16 protein-coding genes are annotated in these 20,262 nt (G+C 58.5%); 14 read left to right on the top strand and 2 right to left on the bottom strand.

The window, feature by feature from the left end; genetic code table 11:
* Positions 1-108: 108 nt before the first annotated feature.
* From rseP to lpxB, 7 genes are all read left to right on the top strand, one after another.
* Positions 109-1,782: an RIP metalloprotease RseP gene (gene rseP, locus FBZ99_RS02275; RefSeq protein ID WP_113352592.1), complete on the top strand. Its 1,674-nt coding sequence runs from the start codon at positions 109-111 to the stop codon at positions 1,780-1,782.
* 197 nt (positions 1,783-1,979) lie between these two features.
* Positions 1,980-4,313 carry an outer membrane protein assembly factor BamA gene (gene bamA / locus FBZ99_RS02270; RefSeq protein ID WP_113352591.1) on the top strand — a complete coding sequence of 778 codons (2,334 nt, stop codon included), beginning with the start codon at positions 1,980-1,982 and terminating at the stop codon, positions 4,311-4,313.
* Between the two features lie 51 nt (positions 4,314-4,364).
* Complete coding sequence (lpxD, locus tag FBZ99_RS02265) at positions 4,365-5,432, top strand: UDP-3-O-(3-hydroxymyristoyl)glucosamine N-acyltransferase (protein ID WP_113352590.1); 1,068 nt, start codon at positions 4,365-4,367, stop codon at positions 5,430-5,432.
* Positions 5,425-5,898: a 3-hydroxyacyl-ACP dehydratase FabZ gene (gene fabZ, locus FBZ99_RS02260; RefSeq protein ID WP_069612095.1), complete on the top strand. Its 474-nt coding sequence runs from the start codon at positions 5,425-5,427 to the stop codon at positions 5,896-5,898. The genes lpxD and fabZ overlap by 8 nt, the downstream gene beginning before the upstream one ends.
* Complete coding sequence (gene lpxA, locus FBZ99_RS02255; protein WP_113352589.1) at positions 5,895-6,710, top strand: acyl-ACP--UDP-N-acetylglucosamine O-acyltransferase; 816 nt, start codon at positions 5,895-5,897, stop codon at positions 6,708-6,710. The genes fabZ and lpxA overlap by 4 nt, the downstream gene beginning before the upstream one ends.
* A 2-nt stretch (positions 6,711-6,712) precedes the next feature.
* On the top strand, positions 6,713-7,594 hold the full coding sequence (locus FBZ99_RS02250; protein WP_145631283.1) for an LpxI family protein: 882 nt from the start codon (positions 6,713-6,715) through the stop codon (positions 7,592-7,594).
* Positions 7,591-8,772, top strand: coding sequence for a lipid-A-disaccharide synthase (gene lpxB, locus FBZ99_RS02245; RefSeq protein WP_145631281.1), 1,182 nt, complete (start codon positions 7,591-7,593; stop codon positions 8,770-8,772). The genes FBZ99_RS02250 and lpxB overlap by 4 nt, the downstream gene beginning before the upstream one ends.
* Positions 8,773-8,799: 27 nt before the next feature.
* On the opposite strand, the gene gltA is transcribed toward lpxB, so the two are convergent.
* Positions 8,800-10,089 carry a citrate synthase gene (gltA, locus tag FBZ99_RS02240; protein ID WP_015339806.1) on the bottom strand — a complete coding sequence of 430 codons (1,290 nt, stop codon included), beginning with the start codon at positions 10,087-10,089 and terminating at the stop codon, positions 8,800-8,802.
* 281 nt (positions 10,090-10,370) lie between these two features.
* Here gltA and FBZ99_RS02235 point away from each other — a divergent pair, with 281 nt between their 5' ends.
* Complete coding sequence (locus FBZ99_RS02235) at positions 10,371-12,848, top strand: ComEC/Rec2 family competence protein (RefSeq protein WP_442966427.1); 2,478 nt, start codon at positions 10,371-10,373, stop codon at positions 12,846-12,848.
* On the opposite strand, the gene lexA is transcribed toward FBZ99_RS02235, so the two are convergent.
* Positions 12,829-13,551, bottom strand: a complete 723-nt coding sequence (gene lexA / locus FBZ99_RS02230) for a transcriptional repressor LexA (RefSeq protein ID WP_112338327.1) — start codon at positions 13,549-13,551, stop codon at positions 12,829-12,831. The genes FBZ99_RS02235 and lexA overlap by 20 nt on opposite strands.
* 419 nt (positions 13,552-13,970) lie before the next feature.
* Between lexA and FBZ99_RS02225 the strand changes: the two genes are divergently transcribed.
* The 6 genes from FBZ99_RS02225 to FBZ99_RS02200 all read left to right on the top strand — a co-directional run bounded on the left by FBZ99_RS02225 (position 13,971) and on the right by FBZ99_RS02200 (position 20,247).
* The gene (locus tag FBZ99_RS02225) at positions 13,971-14,858 is read left to right on the top strand and encodes a VOC family protein (protein ID WP_145631279.1); all 888 of its coding nucleotides are present in this window, start codon (positions 13,971-13,973) and stop codon (positions 14,856-14,858) included.
* Positions 14,855-15,694 (top strand): 3-deoxy-8-phosphooctulonate synthase, encoded by an 840-nt coding sequence (gene kdsA, locus FBZ99_RS02220; RefSeq protein ID WP_113352583.1) that lies wholly within the window; start codon positions 14,855-14,857, stop codon positions 15,692-15,694. The genes FBZ99_RS02225 and kdsA overlap by 4 nt, the downstream gene beginning before the upstream one ends.
* A gap of 148 nt (positions 15,695-15,842) precedes the next feature.
* Positions 15,843-17,117 carry a phosphopyruvate hydratase gene (eno, locus tag FBZ99_RS02215; protein ID WP_095434816.1) on the top strand — a complete coding sequence of 425 codons (1,275 nt, stop codon included), beginning with the start codon at positions 15,843-15,845 and terminating at the stop codon, positions 17,115-17,117.
* A gap of 218 nt (positions 17,118-17,335) precedes the next feature.
* Complete coding sequence (locus FBZ99_RS02210) at positions 17,336-17,647, top strand: FtsB family cell division protein (protein WP_113333723.1); 312 nt, start codon at positions 17,336-17,338, stop codon at positions 17,645-17,647.
* Between the two features lie 157 nt (positions 17,648-17,804).
* Positions 17,805-18,848, top strand: coding sequence for a pyruvate dehydrogenase (acetyl-transferring) E1 component subunit alpha (gene pdhA / locus FBZ99_RS02205; protein WP_113333724.1), 1,044 nt, complete (start codon positions 17,805-17,807; stop codon positions 18,846-18,848).
* 16 nt (positions 18,849-18,864) lie between these two features.
* On the top strand, positions 18,865-20,247 hold the full coding sequence (locus tag FBZ99_RS02200; RefSeq protein WP_113333725.1) for a pyruvate dehydrogenase complex E1 component subunit beta: 1,383 nt from the start codon (positions 18,865-18,867) through the stop codon (positions 20,245-20,247).
* Positions 20,248-20,262: the final 15 nt, after the last annotated feature.

Here is a 20,262-nt window from a genome sequence, read left to right as displayed (position 1 = left end):
GAAAAGTGCGCAGCGGTTTTCCGTCTGGAATTGCGAGAAAACAGAAAGATGGAATGGTTCGGAGCTTCCGTGAAAGCTGAACCGCTCTAACACGAACAGGATCGTTGCATGGGTAGCGCGGCTGGCTTCATCGGTTTCTTGACGAACAACGTCATCACATTTGTCTTTGTGCTGTCGTTGCTCGTTTTTGTGCACGAGATGGGCCACTATCTGGTCGGTCGTTGGTCGGGCATTCGCATCATGGCTTTTTCGATCGGCTTCGGGCCGGAGATTGCCGGATTTACCGATACACACGGTACGCGCTGGAAGCTCTCCCTCATTCCGCTCGGCGGTTATGTGCGATTCTTCGGCGACGAGGACGCCTCCAGCAAGACCGATGTGGATCAGCTCTCGGCGATGACGGAGGAGGAGCGCGCCCAATCCTTCGCCGGAGCCAGGCTCTGGAAGCGGGCTGCAACCGTTGCGGCCGGACCGATCGCCAATTTCCTGCTCGCCATTGTAATCTTCGCAGTCCTTTTCAGCGTTTACGGCCGCACGGTTGCCGATCCGGTCGTGGCCATGGTGACGCGCGACGGTGCTGCCGCGGAGGCTGGCATCGAGCCAGGCGACCGCCTGATCGCCGTCGATGGCAACAAGGTGACGACTTTCGATGAAGTGCAGCGCTATGTCGGCCTGCGCCCGGGCCGCACTATAGTACTGACCGTCGACCGCGACGGCCAGAATCGCGATTTCCGGATCGTTCCGAAACTGGTCGAGGACACCGATCAGTTCGGCAACAAGATGGAAATGGGTCGTATCGGTATCGCGCTCGTCGATCCGGTGGTGACTGCGGTGGAACCGGCCGGACCCGCGGCAAAGGCCGGTGTGCAGGCGGGAGACCGTCTGATTGCTGTCGATGGCAATAATGCCGCTACTTATTACGATATCGGCCGTTATATCGCCGAGCGCCCCGGCAAGAGCATCGTGCTGACCATCCAGCGCGATGGCGTGATCCGCGATTTGCCGATCGTGACCGCAACATTGACGGATACGGACGCATCCGGAAACAAGAAGGATGTCGGCAGTATCGGCATCGCCCCGATCGATCCGTTGATCGCGTCGATTGGGGCTGACAGTCCGGCTCAGACGGCGGGCTTGGAACTTGGTGACCGCATTCTTTCTGTGGATGGACGGGAGATCGGCTCTGTCGGCGAAGTGCAGCGTTATGCGGCTGCCCATGCCGACAAGCCCATGGCACTGTCGATCGAGCGTAATGGCCAGACCCGTGACGTATCGGTGACGCCGAGAAAGTCGGAGGAGACCGATGTCTTCGGCGCACGGACGGAGATTGCCACGATCGGCATCAGCGATGGTCAGAAGCCGATCAGGCTGCGTTACGAGGCTTATGGGCCGCTGCAGGCGCTTACCGAAGGTGTGAAGCAGACTGGCAGTATCGTTTCCGGCACTTTCGAATATCTCGGCAACGTCATCGGCGGATATATGAAGGCCGATCAGCTCGGCGGGCCGATCCGGGTTGCACAACTCTCCGGGCAAATGGCAACTCTGGGTTTTGCCGCGGTGCTCCAATTCGCCGCCATACTTTCTGTTTCAATAGGGTTATTAAATTTGATGCCCGTCCCGGTACTTGATGGCGGCCATCTGATGTTCTATGCGATTGAAGCCGTAAGGGGAAAACCTCTGGGTGCACGAGCGCAGGATATCGCTTTCCGGATTGGATTTGCGATGGTGCTCTCACTCATGGTGTTTGCAACCTGGAACGATATTAGTTCCAGAATAGGCTAGTGGGGCGACGAGAGGAAAATTACGATTTATTTACGATGTTTCAAAGCCGTAGTGGCGAATGAGCCACGCTTTGAAATGAAGTAAACAGAAATTAACGTGCTCCCTTGCTTGTATGTCAAAAGCGGGTAAAACGACACACGTGGCCGGAATCGGGTTCGCTCGGGGCTGGGGACGATTGAAAAAAGGTAAGAAGTGAAATGAAGGCTGGTTCAAAATTTTTGAACGCAGTGTCGGCGGTAGCGCTGTCTGCAGGTGTTGTTGCGTCGGGCGCTGGTGTGATCACCCTTGCCTCTGCTTCTGTCGCTGAAGCAGCTGTTATTCAGCGGGTTGACGTTCGCGGTGCTGGACGCGTCGGCGAGACAGCCGTTCGCGATAATATCACGATCAAGCCCGGCAAGAGCTTCTCCGCCAGTGACATTGATGCTTCGGTGAAGCAGCTCTATGCCACCGGATATTTCTCTGATGTCCACATTACCGTTTCGGGTAGCACGCTGGTTGTATCGGTCAGCGAAAACAAGCTCATCAACGCCGTGGTCTTCAACGGCAACCGCAAGATCAAGGACGACAAGCTTCAGGGCATCGTCCAGACACATGCTGCCGGCCCGTATAACGAGGCGACCATTCAGGCTGATGTCAAGACCATCAAGGATGCCTATGCATCCATTGGTCGTAACGATGTGCAGGTGACGACGCAGACCGCCGAAGTCGCGCCGGGTCGTCTGAACGTGGCTTTCGTCATCAACGAGGGCGAGCGTACCAAGATCGACAAAATCAATTTCTCGGGCAACCAGGCCTATGGCAGCGGTCGCCTTGCTTCGGTCATCGGCACGAAAAAGAGCAACTTCCTGTCGTTCCTGACGCGCAAGGACGTCTACAGCCCCGAACGTCTGCAGGCCGACCAGGATCAGCTGCGTCAGTTCTACTACAATCACGGTTATGCCGACTTCCGTGTCGTCAGTGCCGATGCGACGCTGAACGAGCAGAGCAACGAATACACGCTGAATTTCAACGTCGACGAAGGTCCGCGTTATACTTACGGCGATATCAACGTCATCTCGACCGTCGAAGGTATCAATGCCGACGAGCTGAAAGGCCTTGTCATCACCCACAAGGGCGATGTCTACAGCGCCAAGGATATCCAGACTTCGATCGAGAACATTTCCAAGCGCGTCGCGGCTGCCGGCTATCCGTTCGCCCGCATCACGCCGCGCGGTAACCGCGATCTGTCCGGCCACACCATCGGCATCGAATATCTGGTCGACCAGGGCGAGCGCGCCTATGTCGAGCGTATCGAAATCCGTGGCAACACCCGCACGCGTGACTACGTCATCCGCCGCGAGTTCGACCTGAACGAAGGCGATGCCTTCAACCAGGAAATGATCACGCGTGCGAAGCGTCGCCTCGACGCGCTCGGCTATTTCACCAAGGTCGATATCTCGACGGCTCAGGGCAGTGCTCCGGACCGCGTCGTCGTCATCGTCAACGTCGAAGACCAGCCGACGGGCTCCTTCGGTATCGGCGCCGGTTACGCCGTTGGCAACAATGGCGGCTTGCTTCTGGAAGCTTCAGTTGAAGAAAAGAACTTCCTCGGTCGCGGTCAGTATATCCGCCTCGCCGCAGGTGCCGGTACGGAAGGTAATCGTACCTACAACATCTCGTTCACTGAGCCTTATTTCCTCGGTTATCGTCTGGCTGCCGGTTTCGATATCTTCAAGAACCAGACGTCGAGCGACGATTACTACGACTATTCGGAAGAAGGCTTCTCGCTGCGCGTCACCGCGCCGATTACCGAGAACCTGGCAACGACCCTGCGCTACAACTACAAGCGCTTGACTTACGACGGCACGAACGATTGGCAGAACAACCTTTCGGCTCCGTATCTCAACCTCGTTGAGAACGGCCCGTGGGTGCAGTCGACGGTTTCGCAGACCTTCACCTACAACACGCTTGATGATCAGAACCTTCCGCGTGAAGGTATCATCGCCAAGTTCACGCACGAATTTGCGGGCCTCGGCGGCGATTCTGACTTCTACAAGTTGAGCGGTAAGGCTCGTTACTACCAGATGATCAGCGACGAAGCCGATATCATCGGCTCGCTGACGGTGGGTGCCGGCTACGTGATGCCGACGAATGGCAAGCTGAACGTCTTCGATCAGTTTACGCTCGGCGGCCGTGAAATCCGCGGCTTCGAGAATGCTGGTATCGGTCCGCGTTCGTCGCATGGCGATCCGCTCGGTGGTACGACCTACTTCACCGCTTCGGCTGAAGCGAGCATGCCGATGCCGGGCGTTCCCCAGGATATCGGCCTGCGTATCGCAGCCTTCGCTGATGCAGGCACGCTCTACGGCAACAAGGCGAATCTCTTTGGCGATACGCTTCATAACGACAGCTCGATCCGTGCATCGCTCGGTGCCGGTCTGATCTGGTCTTCGCCGTTCGGTGTCATCCGTGTTGACTACGCCGTGCCGGTCTTGAAGGAAGATTACGACAAGACCGAGAATTTCCGGTTTGGCATCGCCAACCAGTTCTGATATCGGCAGTCCAGAACTGCGGGCTTGAACACCGTTCTGGAGCTGGTGCTTATGGAACATACTGGTTTTTTCCCGCCCCATGGTGGCGTCAGCTTGAAACAACTGGCTGAGCATCTTGGGGCGGAACTGGCTGATACGACCTCTTCGGAGGTCGTCATCAGATCTATCGCTCCCGTCTATCGGGCAGGCGAGGGTGACGTTTGTTATATCCTTTCCCGAAAGAATCGCGCCGAGCTGGAGACTTGCAAGGCTTCAGCCATCATTTGCCTTCCGGCGCTGAAGTCTTTCGTTCCCGATCACATCCCGGTACTTCTGTCGAAGAAGCCGCATACGGATTTCGCCATTGCCGGTGCGCTGCTGCATCCTCAAGCCATGCGGCCGGTTACGTTCACGGCGAATCCGCTCGTGATTTCCCCCGCTGCGACCATCGATGCGACCGCTAAGCTAGAGGCCAATATCGGCATCGAGCCCGGTGCGATCGTCGGCCCTGGTGCGGAGATCGGCGAGGGGACCTATATCGGCCCTAATGCCCTCATCGGGCCGGGTGTCAAGATTGGGCGTAATTGCAGCATCGGCGGCGGTGCGAGTGTGCTCTGTGCCTATCTCGGCAATGGCGTCATCATCCACAATGGCACGCGCATCGGCCAGGACGGTTTTGGCTATGCGCCGGGACCGCGCGGCATGGTCAAGATCGTGCAGATCGGCCGCGTGATCATCCAGGACAATGTCGAGATCGGCGCCAATACAACGATCGATCGCGGCACCATGGATGATACCGTGATCGGCGAAGGTACGAAGATCGACAATCAGGTCCAGATCGGACATAACGTCCGCATCGGTCGCCATTGTGCTATCGTCAGCCAGGTCGGCATTGCCGGCAGCACGGTGATCGGCGATGGCGTGCAGATCGGCGGGCAGGCGGGCCTCAACGGGCATATCCACATTGGCGACGGCGTGCAGATCGGTGCCAAGAGCGGCGTGATGAACAGCATCCCGGCGGGCGAGCGCTATGCGGGTCTACCTGCGCGGCCGCTATGGGATTTTCTAAGGGAATCGGCGGAGATCGCGAAGCGGTCAGGAGCCAGAGACAAGAAAGACGGGAGTGCGGAGCATGACTGAGGAAGCCAAGACGTCGCTGTCGTCGGCTGACATCATTGAAATTATGAAGCTTTTGCCGCATCGCTACCCCTTCTTGATGGTCGACAAGATCATCGAGATCGATAGCGATAATTCCGCGATCGGCATCAAGAACGTGACGGCGAACGAGCCGCAATTCACCGGACATTTCCCGGAATCGCCGATCATGCCGGGCGTGTTGCTCATCGAGGGAATGGCGCAGACAGCCGGCGCGATCTGCGCCCGCAAGGACGGCATCGGCGGTAACCTCGTTTACTTCATGACGATCGACAACGCCCGCTTCCGCAGGCCGGTCGTTCCGGGCGACCGTGTCGAATTCCACGTCGTCAAGCAGAAGCAGCGTGGGACCATCTGGAAGTTCCATTGCGATGCCAAGGTCGACGGTTCTCTGGTCGCCGAGGCCGATATCGGTGCGATGATCGTACGGAAGGATCAGGAACAGGCATGAGCAGCATCGCAAAGAGCGCCCGCATTCATAAGCTGGCGGTTGTCGAAGACGGCGCGGTCATCGGCGAGAATGTTGTTGTCGGCCCGTTCTGCTATGTCGGTCCCAAGGTCGTGCTGCATGACGATATTCAGTTGCTCAATAATGCCGTTGTGACCGGTCGTACGACAATCGGCAAGGGAACGAAGATCTTTCCGATGGCTGTTGTCGGTGGCGATCCGCAGAGCGTCCATCATCACGGCGAGGAAACGACGCTTGATGTCGGCGAGAACTGCACGATCCGCGAAGGCGTGACGATCAATACCGGTACGGCCGATTACGGCGGCAGGACGATTGTCGGCAACAACAACCTGTTCCTTGCCAACTCGCATGTCGCTCACGACTGCCGCGTCGGAAACAATGTCATCATGTCGAATAACGTCATGTTGGCCGGACATGTCACCATCGAAGATCGCGCCATTCTTGGCGGCGGCTGCGCGGTGCACCAGTTCACCCGTATCGGCCGCCAGGCCTTCATTGGTGGTCTTACGGCCGCCAGCTACGATGTCATCCCTTACGGCATGTTGAACGGCAATCCAGGCGTGTTGTCAGGATTGAATGTCGTCGGGATGAGCCGCGCAGGGATTGATCGTGCCGTCATCCACCGCGTTCGCCGCGCCTACAAGAGCATCTTCGAAGGCGAAGGTTCCATCCGCGACAATGCAGCGGCTATCCGCGAGGAATATGCCGATTGCAAGGAAGTGATGGAAATTCTCGATTTCATTGCTGCCGATAGCGATCGCGCGCTTTCATCGCCGAATCGCGGCAAGAGCTGAGGGTGGTTTCGACCAGCGAAAACGGCAAGGGTAGACTGGCGATCATCGCAGGCAGCGGGCTTTTGCCGGTTTACGTCGCCGACGCCGCTCGGCAGGCCGGTGAAAACCCCGTCATCATCGCTTTGACTGACGAGGCGGACCGCGATTGGTCCGCCTTCGATCATGCCAATCTCGGCGTCGGCAATTTTGCTGGCCTCGAGGCGATGTTCCGCCGACATGGCGTCGATCGTGTCGTCATGTCGGGCGGTGTCGCACGACGCCCTTCGTGGCGGCAGGTGCATCCCACTTGGCGCGTCATCAAGGAATTGCCCTCGACCATTCGCACGCTTCTTTCGGGCGGTGACAATGCCGTCCTGCAGATGGTCATTCGCCTGATCGAAGCCGGTGGCGTTCGCGTCGTTGGCGCGCATGAAATCGCGCCCGACCTTTTGGCGACGACCGGGCCGCTTGGAAAATTCTCGCCAGCGGAAGAGGATCTGCGCGATATTGCACAGGGTGCGAAGGCGGCCGATGCGCTGGGCTTTCTGGATGTGGGGCAGGGCGCGGTCAGCGTCGGCGGCCGCGTTGTTGCGCTCGAAGGCGCCGAGGGTACCGATAAGATGATCGAGCGAGTTGCCGAACTGCGCGCAGCAGGACGCATCTCGACGCGCCGGCGCGGCGTGCTCGTCAAGCTCTGCAAGCCGCAGCAGGATATTCGGGCCGATTTGCCATCGATCGGCGTTTCTACGGTATCGAATGCCAAGAAGGCTGGCCTAGCCGGCGTCGCAGTCGAAGCCGGCAGGGCCCTGATCCTCGACCGGCAAGCGGTGATCGCCGCCGCGGACGAGGCCGGTATTTTCGTCTGCGGCATCGATCGTGGCCTGACCGCGGAGGGCTTCATGTGAGCGCAGCGCCCTTGAAGCTTGCCGTCGTTGCTGGCGAAGTCTCCGGCGATCTGCTGGGTGGCGATCTCGTCGCGGCCCTGAAGCGGCGCTGCGACGGTCCGGTAGAGCTGATGGGCGTCGGCGGCGAGGCGCTGGAGGCGCAAGGTCTGCGCTCGCTCTTCGATTATTCCGAACTCTCGATCATGGGTTTCATCCAGGTCATCAAGCGATTGCCGAAGCTGCTGGCCCGCATCCGGCAGACGGCGGATGCGATTATTGCTGCAAAGCCGGACGTGCTCGTGATCATCGACAGCCCCGATTTCACGCATCGCGTTGCCAAGCGGGTGCGCAAGGCGTTACCCGATCTGCCTGTTATCGATTACGTCTGCCCCAGCGTCTGGGCGTGGAAAGAATATCGCGCACAGCAGATGCTTGCCTATGTCGACCACGTGCTGGCCGTCTTGCCGTTCGAGCCTGCTGCCATGAAGCGCCTGGGCGGTCCGGTAACCACTTATGTCGGCCACCGCCTGACGGTCGATGCCAATCTTGTGGAGACGCGACGTCAGCGCGCCTTGCGCGGTCTGGCCGGCGCCGATGTGGCGAAGACGATCCTGCTTTTACCCGGATCGCGTGCATCGGAGATCAGGCAACTCCTTCCGGTTTTTGAGCGGGCTACCGAAGAACTTAGCCGGAGAAATGATAATGTTCGTTTTCTGCTGCCGACCGTGCCGCGGCAGGAGGCGGTGGTTCGCTCTTTGACGGCTAATTGGCAGGTCAAGCCGGATATACTCGTCGGCCAGGATGCCAAATGGAGTGCCTTTGCCAAGGCGGATGCCGCCATGGCAGCCTCTGGCACGGTGATCCTGGAGCTGGGGCTTGCGGGCGTTCCCGTAGTCTCGACCTATAAGACTGAATGGCTGGCGAAATTCGTGCTGTCGCGCATCAAGATCTGGACGGCCGCCTTGCCGAACCTCATCGCCGACTATGCCGTTCTGCCTGAGCTCATCAACGATGTTCTGCGGCCGGGCATGCTGGCTCGTTATATGGAGCGCCTGTCGAGCGATACGCCGGAGCGTGCGGCGATGCTTGCTGGCTACGATCTGGTCTGGGAACGGATGCAGACGAAGGAGCCGCCTGGCGACAAGGCTGCGCAGATTGTTCTGGACGTTCTAGCCCATAAAAAAACCGGTCATCTCTGACCGGTTTTTTTGTTTCAATACCGAAGCTTAGCGCTTGGAAACAGGCACATATTCGCGCAGCGGAGCGCCGGTGTAGAGCTGGCGCGGACGGCCGATGCGCTGATGCGGATCCTCGATCATTTCGTTCCACTGAGCGATCCAGCCGACGGTGCGGGCAAGAGCGAACAGAACGGTGAACATGGTCGTGGGGAAGCCGAGAGCCTTCAGCGTGATGCCGGAATAGAAGTCGACGTTCGGATACAGCTTCTTTTCGATGAAATATTCATCGGTCAGAGCGATACGCTCCAGTTCAATCGCGATATCGAGCAGCGGATCGTCCTTGATGCCGAGCTCGCCGAGAACCTCGTGCGCCGTCTTCTGCATGATCTTGGCGCGCGGGTCGTAGTTCTTGTAGACGCGGTGGCCGAAACCCATCAGGCGGAACGGATCGTTCTTGTCCTTGGCGCGGGCGATGAATTCCGGAATGCGGTCGACCGTGCCGATTTCGTTCAGCATGTTCAACGCAGCTTCGTTGGCGCCGCCGTGAGCCGGTCCCCAGAGGCAGGCAATGCCTGCAGCGATACAGGCAAACGGATTGGCGCCGGAAGAGCCTGCCAGACGAACCGTCGACGTCGAAGCATTCTGCTCGTGATCGGCATGCAGAATGAAGATGCGGTCCATGGCGCGGGCAAGCACCGGATTGACGACGTATTCTTCGCAAGGAACCGCAAAGCACATACGCAGGAAGTTCGACGCGTAGTCGAGGTCGTTCTTCGGGTAAACAAAGGGCTGGCCGATATGGTACTTGTACGCCATGGCGGCGAGCGTCGGCATCTTGGCGATCATGCGCAGGCTTGCGACCATGCGCTGGTGCGGATCCGTAATGTCGGTCGAGTCGTGATAAAAGGCGGAAAGCGCGCCAACGCAGCCGCACATGACGGCCATCGGATGTGCGTCGCGGCGGAAGCCGGTGAAGAAGCGCGACATCTGCTCGTGCACCATCGTATGGTGGGTTACGCGATAGTCGAAGTCCTTCTTCTGCGCTGCCGTCGGCAGTTCACCGTAGAGAAGGAGGTAGCAAACTTCGAGGAAATCGCCGTGTTCGGCCAGCTGATCGATCGGATAGCCGCGGTGCAGCAGAACGCCTTCGTCGCCATCGATGTAGGTAATGCTCGACTCGCACGACGCGGTGGAGGTGAAACCAGGATCGTAAGTGAAAGTGGAGGTGTTCTTATAAAGGGCACCAATATCAATGACACTCGGGCCGATGGTTCCGGTCTTGACCGGCAGGTCCACCGTCTTTTCACCCCAAGTTAGTTTCGCGCTTTGTTCCGTCATGCTGATCCTCCAAGATTTGGCGGGATTGACGCCATAAAAAGCGCCAAAAGGTTAAGCGACTACCGACTAGCTATATGATCCCGAGCCTAATGCCAAGTTATCCTAACGCTGAATTGTGCAATGCAGTATCAACTTTTGGGCACTGCAGAAGCGCCTCTAATTATGCTAGGCGGCGAAACCGGCCCAATTGAGCCCTGTTTGCGTCGATTTTGGTTGAATTCATCGCCTGCTAACGGCAAAAATCGCGCAAAAGCTGTAGTTTTGCGTGGGGACGGCGGCGAGTGCCTAATTTGGAGGCATCCGAGCAGCGGAAAGAGGGTGGGGACGTTGCTGCGCTCTCGCAGCCTCGCCCTGTTGTTGCCACGAATATCTTGCCCGCCGAAGTGCCGCGACGGGAACGGACGCAGGACCAGACGCGGCTGACATCCCGGCTATTGCGGGTATCAAGCCGCATTCGGCTTGGCACCTTCGGATTGATCGAAGAGGAGGCGGCCCATGGTCGCGCGGTCCTGCTTGCGCCGATCTATATGGGCCTTGGTGCAATTTTCTGGTTCAAGGCTGGCAGCGATCCGCCTCCACAGGCTGTTCTTGTAGGCCTGTTGGTCTTCACCAGCGGCTTCGCGCTCATGCAGGAGGCAGGCAGGCTGTTTCGCCATCTTCTTTTGGCAGGCATGCTCCTTTGCCTGGGCATGGCGCTGGCGCAATGCGAGAGCTGGCGGGTTTCTACCGTCATGCTCGATTCGGCCGTGACCACGACCGTGACCGGTCAGATCGAACGACGGGAATCCTATGACAATGGACGCTGGCGCTATGTCATCCGCGTCGAGGCAACGGAAAAACCTTCCATTCGCCGCGCGCCGCAGCGGGTTACGATCTTCGTGCGCAAGCAGGCGGAACCGTTCGATTTAGGTGATCGGATCCGGGGTAGGGCGCGCCTGACTCCTCCGGCAGGACCAGCATTGACCGGTCTCAATGATTTCGCCTTCAGTTCTTATTTCAACGGTATCGGTGCGAACGGCTTTGCCTACGGAACACCGGAATTACTGTCGCCATCCGGTGATAACGCGGCCGGCTCCTTATTGGATGCGGCCGATATCTGGCTCGCTGGCCTGCGCAACAGCATAGGCGACAGGATCAGGCAAACCTTGCCGGGAGATACCGGCGCCTTTGCCGCAGCGCTTGTCACCGATGAGAGACGCGCAATCTCCAAGGATACGACCGAAGCGCTGAGAATTGCCGGTCTGACCCATATCATTGCAATTTCCGGTCTGAACATGGCGTTGTCGGCCGGCATTTTCTACATCGGCCTACGCTACTTGTTCAGCCTGTTTCCCGGTGTCGCGCAGGCCTGGCCGACCAAGAAGTTCGCAGCCCTCGGCGCGCTTCTCACTGTAACGGCCTATTATCTCATCTCCGGCTTCGGCGTATCCGCCGAGCGTGCCTTCATCATGATGGCGATCATGCTCGTGGCCGTGCTTTTCGATCGGCCATCGATCAGTCTGCGCAACGTCGCACTTTCTGCCATTGTCATTCTTGTACTGTCGCCGTCGCAAGTGCTCGGCCCGAGCTTCCAGATGTCCTATGCCGCAACGCTGGCGCTGGTGTCGGGCTATTCGCTCTGGAAACGGCGGCGGCATCGTGAAAACATCCTGCCGCGCCTTCGTGTACTAAGTCCGCTATTGTTCGTCACACGTTTCTTCGCAGGCGTGACGTCGACCTCGTTCATCGGTGGCGCATCGACCGCTATCTTCTCGATCGAGCATTTTCACCGGTTGGCGACATATGGGCTCGCCGCCAACCTTGCGGCAATGCCCGTCGTTTCTTTCATCGTTATGCCGTTCGGGATGATGGCGATGCTGCTCATGCCGCTCGGTCTCGACGGGCCTTTCTGGAAAGTCACCGGAGAGGGACTGGAACTCGTTATCATGATCGCAAGAACCGTAGCTGGTTGGGGAGGTGACATTACCTTCGGTCGCCAGCCGGCCTGGCTGATGCCCACATTCATTATCGGCTTCCTGATCATGAGCATATTGCGGACCCGGCTTCGCCATCTGGGCCTGCTATTATCGCTCTTGTCCATGGGCTTGGCGGCATTCGGATCTGGCGTACCGAAACCCGACCTGATGATCTCCGAAGATGGCGTCCTGGTCGCATTGCGCCAGGACGATATACTCGCGACCAATCGCGAGAGACCGCAGGCCTTCATTTTCGAACAATGGCAAAAGGCACTGGTTGCGGCGGACCATCAGCCTCCGACCATGCTCCCGGCTGACAGCCGACTTCCACAAATCGGCAAGGCAGATCGTTATAAGCGATTGAACAGTGAAGAACAGAAGGCGGTCCGTATCGCAATGGAAGAAGCCTTGGACCGCACCATGCAAGGCAGTTTCGCCTGCCAGAAAGGAGCATGGTGCGCGGCCATGCTTGAAAACGGCGCGATATTGGTCACTATCGAAAACGCGGCCTACCTGCCTGCGGCTTGCGACACGGGGAACATTATCGTGACGCCAATCCGGCTACGGCTCGACCATTGCCGTTCCGGAGCGATGCTCATAACCGGTGCGACATTGCGCAAAACCGGCTCCATCGAAATGGTGCTTACCGGAGACAAGCCCATCCTCTCAACCGCATTCGAGAACCCGCAGCGTCCCTGGACCAGGCATCGAACCTACGATTGGCGCACCGGCAAATTCGACGCGCCAATTGCGCCCACGTCACCCGCCATCGACAATTCACCGGTCAGTGATAGCGGCGAATAAGGCCAACGAGCTTGCCTTGGACCTTCACGCGATCCGGTCCGAAGATGCGGGTTTCGTATGCCGGGTTTGCAGCCTCAAGCGCGATGGAAGCACCCTTGCGACGGAAGCGCTTCAGTGTCGCCTCTTCGTCATCGACCAGCGCCACGACGATGTCGCCGGGATTGGCCGTCGTCGAATTGCGGATGATGACCGTATCGCCGTCGAAGATGCCGGCATCGATCATCGAATCCCCACGAACTTCAAGCGCATAATGTTCGCCGGAGCCGAGCATGTCGGCGGGAACAGTGATGTCGTGCGTATTGTTCTGGATGGCAGAAATCGGAACACCGGCAGCGATCCGGCCCATTACGGGCACCGACGCCGAGCCATTGTGATCGTCATTTGCCACCTTCGACGGAGCGGGCGGGGCAACGGGCTGCGGCTTTCCGAGGCTGCCTTCGATAACGCTCGGAGAAAAGCCGCGGCGCTGCTGCAGGCTCGGATTATAGGCGTCGGGAAGCTTGATGACTTCGAGCGCTCTGGCCCGGTTCGGCAGCCGGCGGATAAAGCCCCGCTCCTCCAGCGCCGTGATCAGGCGATGAATACCGGATTTCGATGCCAGATCCAATGCATCCTTCATCTCGTCGAAGGATGGTGGAACACCGGATTCCTTCATGCGTTCGTGAATGAAGAGAAGCAGTTCCTGCTGCTTGCGCGTCAACATCGTCTTGGAACCCCAGAATCAAGAAAAGCTGCGAAACAAATCCAGAACGGACACTATATGTTCCATATGTGTTCCGCAAGTACTTAAATTTCGGTAAAGCCTTGTGAGGTCAGTTAAATAATTGCCATTTGCGAATGGATCGGCTCGGAACATCGGCGCGCTATGTCTCCGTTAACTTACGGAAAAATAAGAAAAATGCCGCTCTACTCGCTTCCGCGACTTTGTCGTTCAGCCCGTGCGCCGAGCATTTGGATGAACGTGCCGCGCGGCTGCATGAGCCAGCCATGGCAGAGAATCAGCAATCACGTTTGCGAGATTGCCTTCGATCCATGTCGTGTGCTCCGGGTGTTCCATGCTTCCATCTTGAATTGCGCGGGGGATGGGCGCAAATCTGCTTCGGCAAGCAAACAGGAGAAGCCATGATTTCGTCTCCGCATCCGCTGGATCATCTCGTGCTGCCGACCGTCGATATCGCTTTGGCACGCGAGCGCCTCGGCAAGCTCGGTTTTACAGTGGCTCCAGATGCGCGCCATCCCTTTGGCACGCAGAATGCCTGCGTCTTCCTTGCCGATAAAACCTATCTCGAACCTCTGGGCGTCGCGTCTGCGGAGCAGTGCGAGAAGAGCATCATGGATGGCAATGTTTTTGTTGCCCGCGATCAAGCCTATCGCTTCCGGGTGGGCGAAAATGGCTTTTCGGCAGTGGTGTTCGGTACGGATGATGCGGTGGCGGATGATAAGCGTTTCAAAGCGGCTGCGATTTCGGCGGGGCGAATGCTGGATTTCTCCCGTCCGATGAAGATGCCGGATGGAACGGAAACCACGGCCGGTTTTCGTCTTGCCTTCGCCGCCGATCTGCGCGCGCCGGATTTTCTCGCTTTCTGCTGTCAGCGCATCAATCCGCTGCCGGCTGACCGCAGTGTGCTCGAGCGTCACGAAAACGGCGTGACTGGTATCGCGCGGGTAGCGCTTTGCGCGCCGAAGCCGGCGGCCTATCGCGGCTTCTTCGAGGAGCTTGTCGGTGGCCCGCGCATTATGGAGCATTCCTTTGGCCTGACGATCAAGGCTGCCAATGCCGATCTGGAGATTTTGACGCCGGAAGGAATGGAGGCATTCTATGATCTACCTGTTCGCACGAATGATCCGGGGCTCAGAGCACGTGCAATCCTTTTCAAAACGCGCGATCTTTCCGTGACATCGTCGCATTTCACTGCTAACGGCGTCACCTATACGCGTAAGAACAATCGTCTATTGGCGAGGTTGGCACCCGGTCAGGGCGCATTGTTCGCCTTTGAGGAGATAATATGAGCACGAATTCGGAAGTCACCGTCGGCGAGGGTGCCTCCAAGGTCCTCTTTTCCAATACTGCAAAGCTGTCGCTGATTGCCGGCCCCTGCCAGATGGAAAGCCGCGACCATGCGTTCATGGTTGCCGGCGTCCTGAAGGAACTCTGCGGCAAGCTGGGCATCGGCCTTGTCTACAAGTCCTCCTTCGACAAGGCGAACCGCACATCGCTGTCAGGCAAGCGTGGCATCGGCCTGGAAAAGGCGCTGGAAGTCTTTGAAGACCTGAAGAAGGAATATGGCTTTCCGGTTCTGACCGATATCCATACGGAAGAGCAGTGCGCCATCGTTTCCAAGACGGTCGATATCCTGCAGATCCCTGCTTTTCTGTCGCGCCAGACCGATCTTTTGGTTGCAGCCGCCAAGACCGGCCGCGTGGTCAACGTCAAGAAAGGCCAGTTCTTGGCGCCGTGGGACATGAAGAACGTGCTTGCCAAGCTGAACGACAGCGGCAACCCGAATATTCTTCTCTGCGAGCGCGGTGCCTCCTTCGGCTACAACACGCTGGTCTCGGATATGCGCTCGCTGCCGATCATGGCGGCGATGGGCGCGCCCGTCATCTTCGATGCGACCCATTCCGTGCAGCAGCCTGGCGGGCAGGGCGGCTCGACCGGCGGCGACCGCCGCTTCGTCGAGACGCTGGCGCGCGCGGCCGTCGCTGTCGGCGTTGCCGGTCTCTTCGTGGAGACGCATGAGGATCCCGACAATGCACCGTCCGACGGCCCAAACATGGTCTATTTGAAGGATATGCCACGGCTTCTGGAGAAGCTGCTGGCCTTCGACGCCATTGCCAAGGCTTGAAACGTAGCCGGCATTCAACAGGCTGACATGAATTTACGTTACGGGCCTGCAGGAGTGCCAAATCGCGGCGCGGATCGCCATTGTAATTTCCGCGCCTTCGATTAAGACGATTTAAATCGATTTATAAACCAGCGAGCAGGAAGCTATCATGACCGCAATCACCGACATTATCGCCCGCGAGATACTCGACAGCCGTGGCAATCCGACTGTCGAAGTCGATGTCTACCTCGAAGATGGCAGCTTGGGCCGCGCGGCGGTTCCGTCGGGCGCATCGACCGGCGCGCATGAAGCCGTCGAGCTTCGCGACGGCGGCAAGCGCTACCATGGCAAGGGTGTCGAGAAGGCCGTCGAAGCCGTCAATTCGGAAATCTTCGACGCCATCGGCGGCATGGACGCCGAAAACCAGATCCAGCTCGACAACATCATGATCGAGCTTGACGGCACGCCGAACAAGTCGCGCCTTGGTGCAAACGCTATCCTCGGCGTCTCGCTGGCCGTCGCCAAGGCTGCTGCCCAGAGCGCCAACCTGCCGCTCTACCGCTATGTCGGCGGCGCTCACGCCCGTCTGCTGCCGGTCCCGATGATGAACATCATCAACGGCGGTGCTCACGCCGATAACCCGATCGACTTCCAGGAATTCATGATCCTGCCGATCGGTGCAGATTCGATCCGCGAAGCCGTCCGTATGGGTTCGGAAGTCTTCCACGTTCTGAAGAAGGAACTGGCATCGCAGGGCCATAACACCAACGTCGGTGACGAAGGCGGTTTCGCACCCGGCCTTTCCAGCGCGCCGGCAGCTCTCGACTTCATCATGAAATCAATCGAAAAGGCGGGCTATAAGCCGGGCGACGAAATCGCTCTCGGCCTCGATTGCGCCTCGACCGAATTCTTCAAGGACGGTAAGTACGTTCTCGAAGGCGAAGGCCGCACGCTGGAATCCGGCGCCATGGCTGAATACCTCGCAGAACTCGCAGCCAAGTACCCGATCGTATCGATCGAAGACGGCATGGCTGAAGACGACTGGGAAGGCTGGAAGACCCTGACTGACCTGATCGGCAAGAAGACCCAGCTCGTCGGCGACGACCTGTTCGTCACCAACTCCGCTCGCCTGCGCGACGGTATCCGCATGGGCGTTGCCAACTCGATCCTCGTCAAGGTCAACCAGATCGGCTCGCTGACCGAAACTCTCGACGCCGTCGAAACCGCACACAAGGCCAACTACACCGCCGTCATGTCGCACCGCTCGGGCGAAACGGAAGATTCCACGATCGCCGATCTCGCCGTTGCCACCAACTGCGGCCAGATCAAGACCGGCTCGCTGTCGCGTTCCGACCGTCTTGCCAAGTACAACCAGCTCATCCGCATCGAGGAAGCGCTCGGCCCACAGGCAAAATATGCCGGCCGCTCCATCCTTCGTGGCTGATATCTGACCTGTAGGATCCATCCGGATCCACGGCAAAATTATTACTTGGATTGAACCGCGCCTTCGGGCGCGGTTTTTTGTTGGTCCCGACTGTTAGAGTCAACGGACGGTTAATCTCTACGGGTTAAATTAGCTCTAGGTATTTGATTTGATGTGATCTTGTTCGAAGCGCATTGGCTTTGGGGAGATCGCGTAAAGCCAGAGCGTGACGAGCGAGTATGTGGACAAAGTATCATAAGAAGAGAAGGTTCGGCCGTCTCATCCTTCCCGCCATCACCATCGCTTTCGTGAGCTACTTCGGTTATCATTGCATTCATGGTGATTACGGCCTGAAGGCGACCGAAGTTTTCGAGCAGCGCCGCCTCGACCGCGCCAAGGAATTGGCTGATCTCGTCGCCAAGCGCGAACACCTTGAAAAGGAGGTCGCGCTGTTGAGTGACGGCTCTCTGGATAAGGATATGCTCGATCAGTATGCACGCTATCAGTTGACCTATTCCAAAGCGAACGAGATCGTCATCTTCAACAAATAGCCATAATTAACCGAATTTCGGTTAATCGCGTTTTTGTAAGTTATATCAATGACTTGCGAAGAATATGAGCCATGCAATTATAGCATTGCTGTGGCGGGCAATCTTCCCTATGTTACGCCTCACCATAAAACGAGGCTACTCACACAGGGAGGGTTGAATGGCGCCGCGAAAAAACGCGACCGTTTCCAGCCGTAAGACAGCATCAAGGCCTGCCAAGGAAACCAATGGCGGCCCGATCGCAGATTTCGATCGTGATGCGGAGCTCAAGGCTTATCGTGAGATGCTCCTGATCCGCCGCTTTGAAGAGAAGGCCGGCCAGCTTTACGGCATGGGCTTCATCGGCGGCTTCTGTCACCTTTACATCGGCCAGGAAGCTGTCGTCGTCGGCATGCAGATGGCGCTGAAGGATGGCGATCAGGTCATCACCGGCTATCGCGACCACGGCCATATGCTGGCGACCGGCATGAGCGCCCGTGGCGTCATGGCCGAGCTCACCGGACGCCAGGGCGGCTATTCCCGAGGGAAGGGCGGCTCCATGCACATGTTCTCCAAGGAAAAGAATTTCTACGGCGGCCACGGCATCGTCGGCGCCCAGGTTTCGCTTGGCACCGGTCTCGGCTTTGCCAATTGGTACCGCGGCAATGACAATGTCAGCGTCGCCTATTTCGGTGACGGCGCCGCCAACCAGGGCCAGGTCTACGAAAGCTTCAACATGGCGCAGCTCTGGAAGCTGCCCGTGATCTTCGTGATCGAAAACAACCGCTACGCCATGGGCACCTCGACGGCTCGCGCCACCGCGCAGGCCGATTTCTCCAAGCGCGGTGCGTCCTTTGGCATTCCCGGCATCCAGGTCGACGGCATGGATGTTCGCGCCGTCAAGGCTGCGGCTGACGAAGCCGTTGCGCATTGCCGCTCCGGCAAGGGCCCGATCATTCTGGAAATGCTGACCTACCGCTACCGCGGTCACTCCATGTCCGACCCGGCGAAGTACCGTTCCAAGGATGAAGTGCAGAAAATGCGCTCCGAGCACGACCCGATCGAGCAGGTCCGTATCCGCCTGCTCGAAAAGGGCTGGGCAACCGAAGACGATCTGAAGGATATCGACAAGGATGTCCGCGACATCGTCGCCGACAGCGCCGATTTCGCCCAGAACGATCCAGAGCCGGATGCATCCGAGCTCTACACCGACATTCTGCTCTAAATCGGGGAGGGACACTATGCCCATCGACATTCTCATGCCCGCCCTTTCTCCGACGATGGAAGAGGGTACCCTTTCGAAATGGCTCAAGAAGGAAGGCGATAAGGTCGTTTCCGGTGACGTCATTGCCGAAATCGAAACCGACAAGGCCACCATGGAAGTGGAAGCCGTCGACGAAGGCACGATCGGCAAGCTGCTGATCGACGCCGGCACCGAAGGCGTCAAGGTCAACACCAAGATCGCCATCCTCTTGCAGGACGGCGAATCCGCTGACGCCATTTCGTCCGCCAAGGCTGCACCTGCCGCCGAACCGGCAAAGACCGAGGCGCCTGCCGCTGCTGCTCCGGCACCTGCTGCACCGGTTCCGGCTCAGCCGAAGACCGCTGCTCCTGCTGACCCGGAAATTCCGGCCGGCACCGAAATGGTGTCGATGACGGTGCGTGAAGCGCTGCGCGATGCCATGGCCGAAGAAATGCGCGCCAACCCGGACGTCTTCGTCATGGGTGAAGAAGTCGCCGAATATCAGGGCGCCTACAAGGTGACCCAGGGTCTGCTTCAGGAATTCGGCGCACGCCGTGTGATCGACACCCCGATCACCGAGCACGGCTTTGCCGGTATCGGTGTCGGTGCTGCGATGGCCGGCCTCCGCCCGATCGTCGAGTTCATGACCTTCAACTTCGCCATGCAGGCGATCGACCAGATCATCAACTCCGCCGCCAAGACGCTCTACATGTCCGGTGGCCAGATGGGCGCCCCGATCGTCTTCCGCGGTCCGAACGGTGCTGCTGCCCGCGTCGGCGCTCAGCACAGCCAGGATTATGCCGCTTGGTATAGCCACATTCCGGGCCTTAAGGTCGTCATGCCCTACACGGCAGCCGACGCCAAAGGCCTGCTCAAGGCTGCCATCCGCGATCCGAACCCGGTCATCTTCCTTGAAAACGAAATTCTCTACGGTCAGCATTTCGATGTGCCGAAGCTGGATAATTTCGTACTGCCGATCGGCAAGGCCCGCATCCACCGTCCGGGCAAGGATGTTACCGTCGTCTCCTTCGGCATCGGCATGACCTATGCCACCAAGGCCGTCGCCGAGCTGGAAGCCCAGGGCATCGATGTCGAACTCATCGATCTGCGCACCATACGCCCGATGGATCTTCCGACGATCATCGAATCGGTCAAGAAGACCGGCCGCCTGGTCACCGTCGAGGAAGGCTATCCGCAGTCCTCCGTCGGCACGGAAATCGCCACCCGCGTCATGCAGCAGGCTTTCGATTATCTCGATGCGCCGATCCTGACGATCGCTGGCAAGGACGTACCCATGCCATACGCCGCCAACCTCGAAAAGCTGGCGCTTCCGAGCGTCGCCGAAGTGGTCGATGCGGTGAAGGCCGTTTGCTACAAATAAGGGGAGGGCTCATCG

The sequence above is a fragment of the Rhizobium sp. ERR 1071 genome (genome assembly GCF_007828675.1).
In the GTDB taxonomy this organism is placed as follows: domain Bacteria; phylum Pseudomonadota; class Alphaproteobacteria; order Rhizobiales; family Rhizobiaceae; genus Rhizobium; species Rhizobium dioscoreae.
Note: the sequence above shows the minus strand (reverse complement) of the source record. Positions and strands in the feature narration are given on the sequence as shown.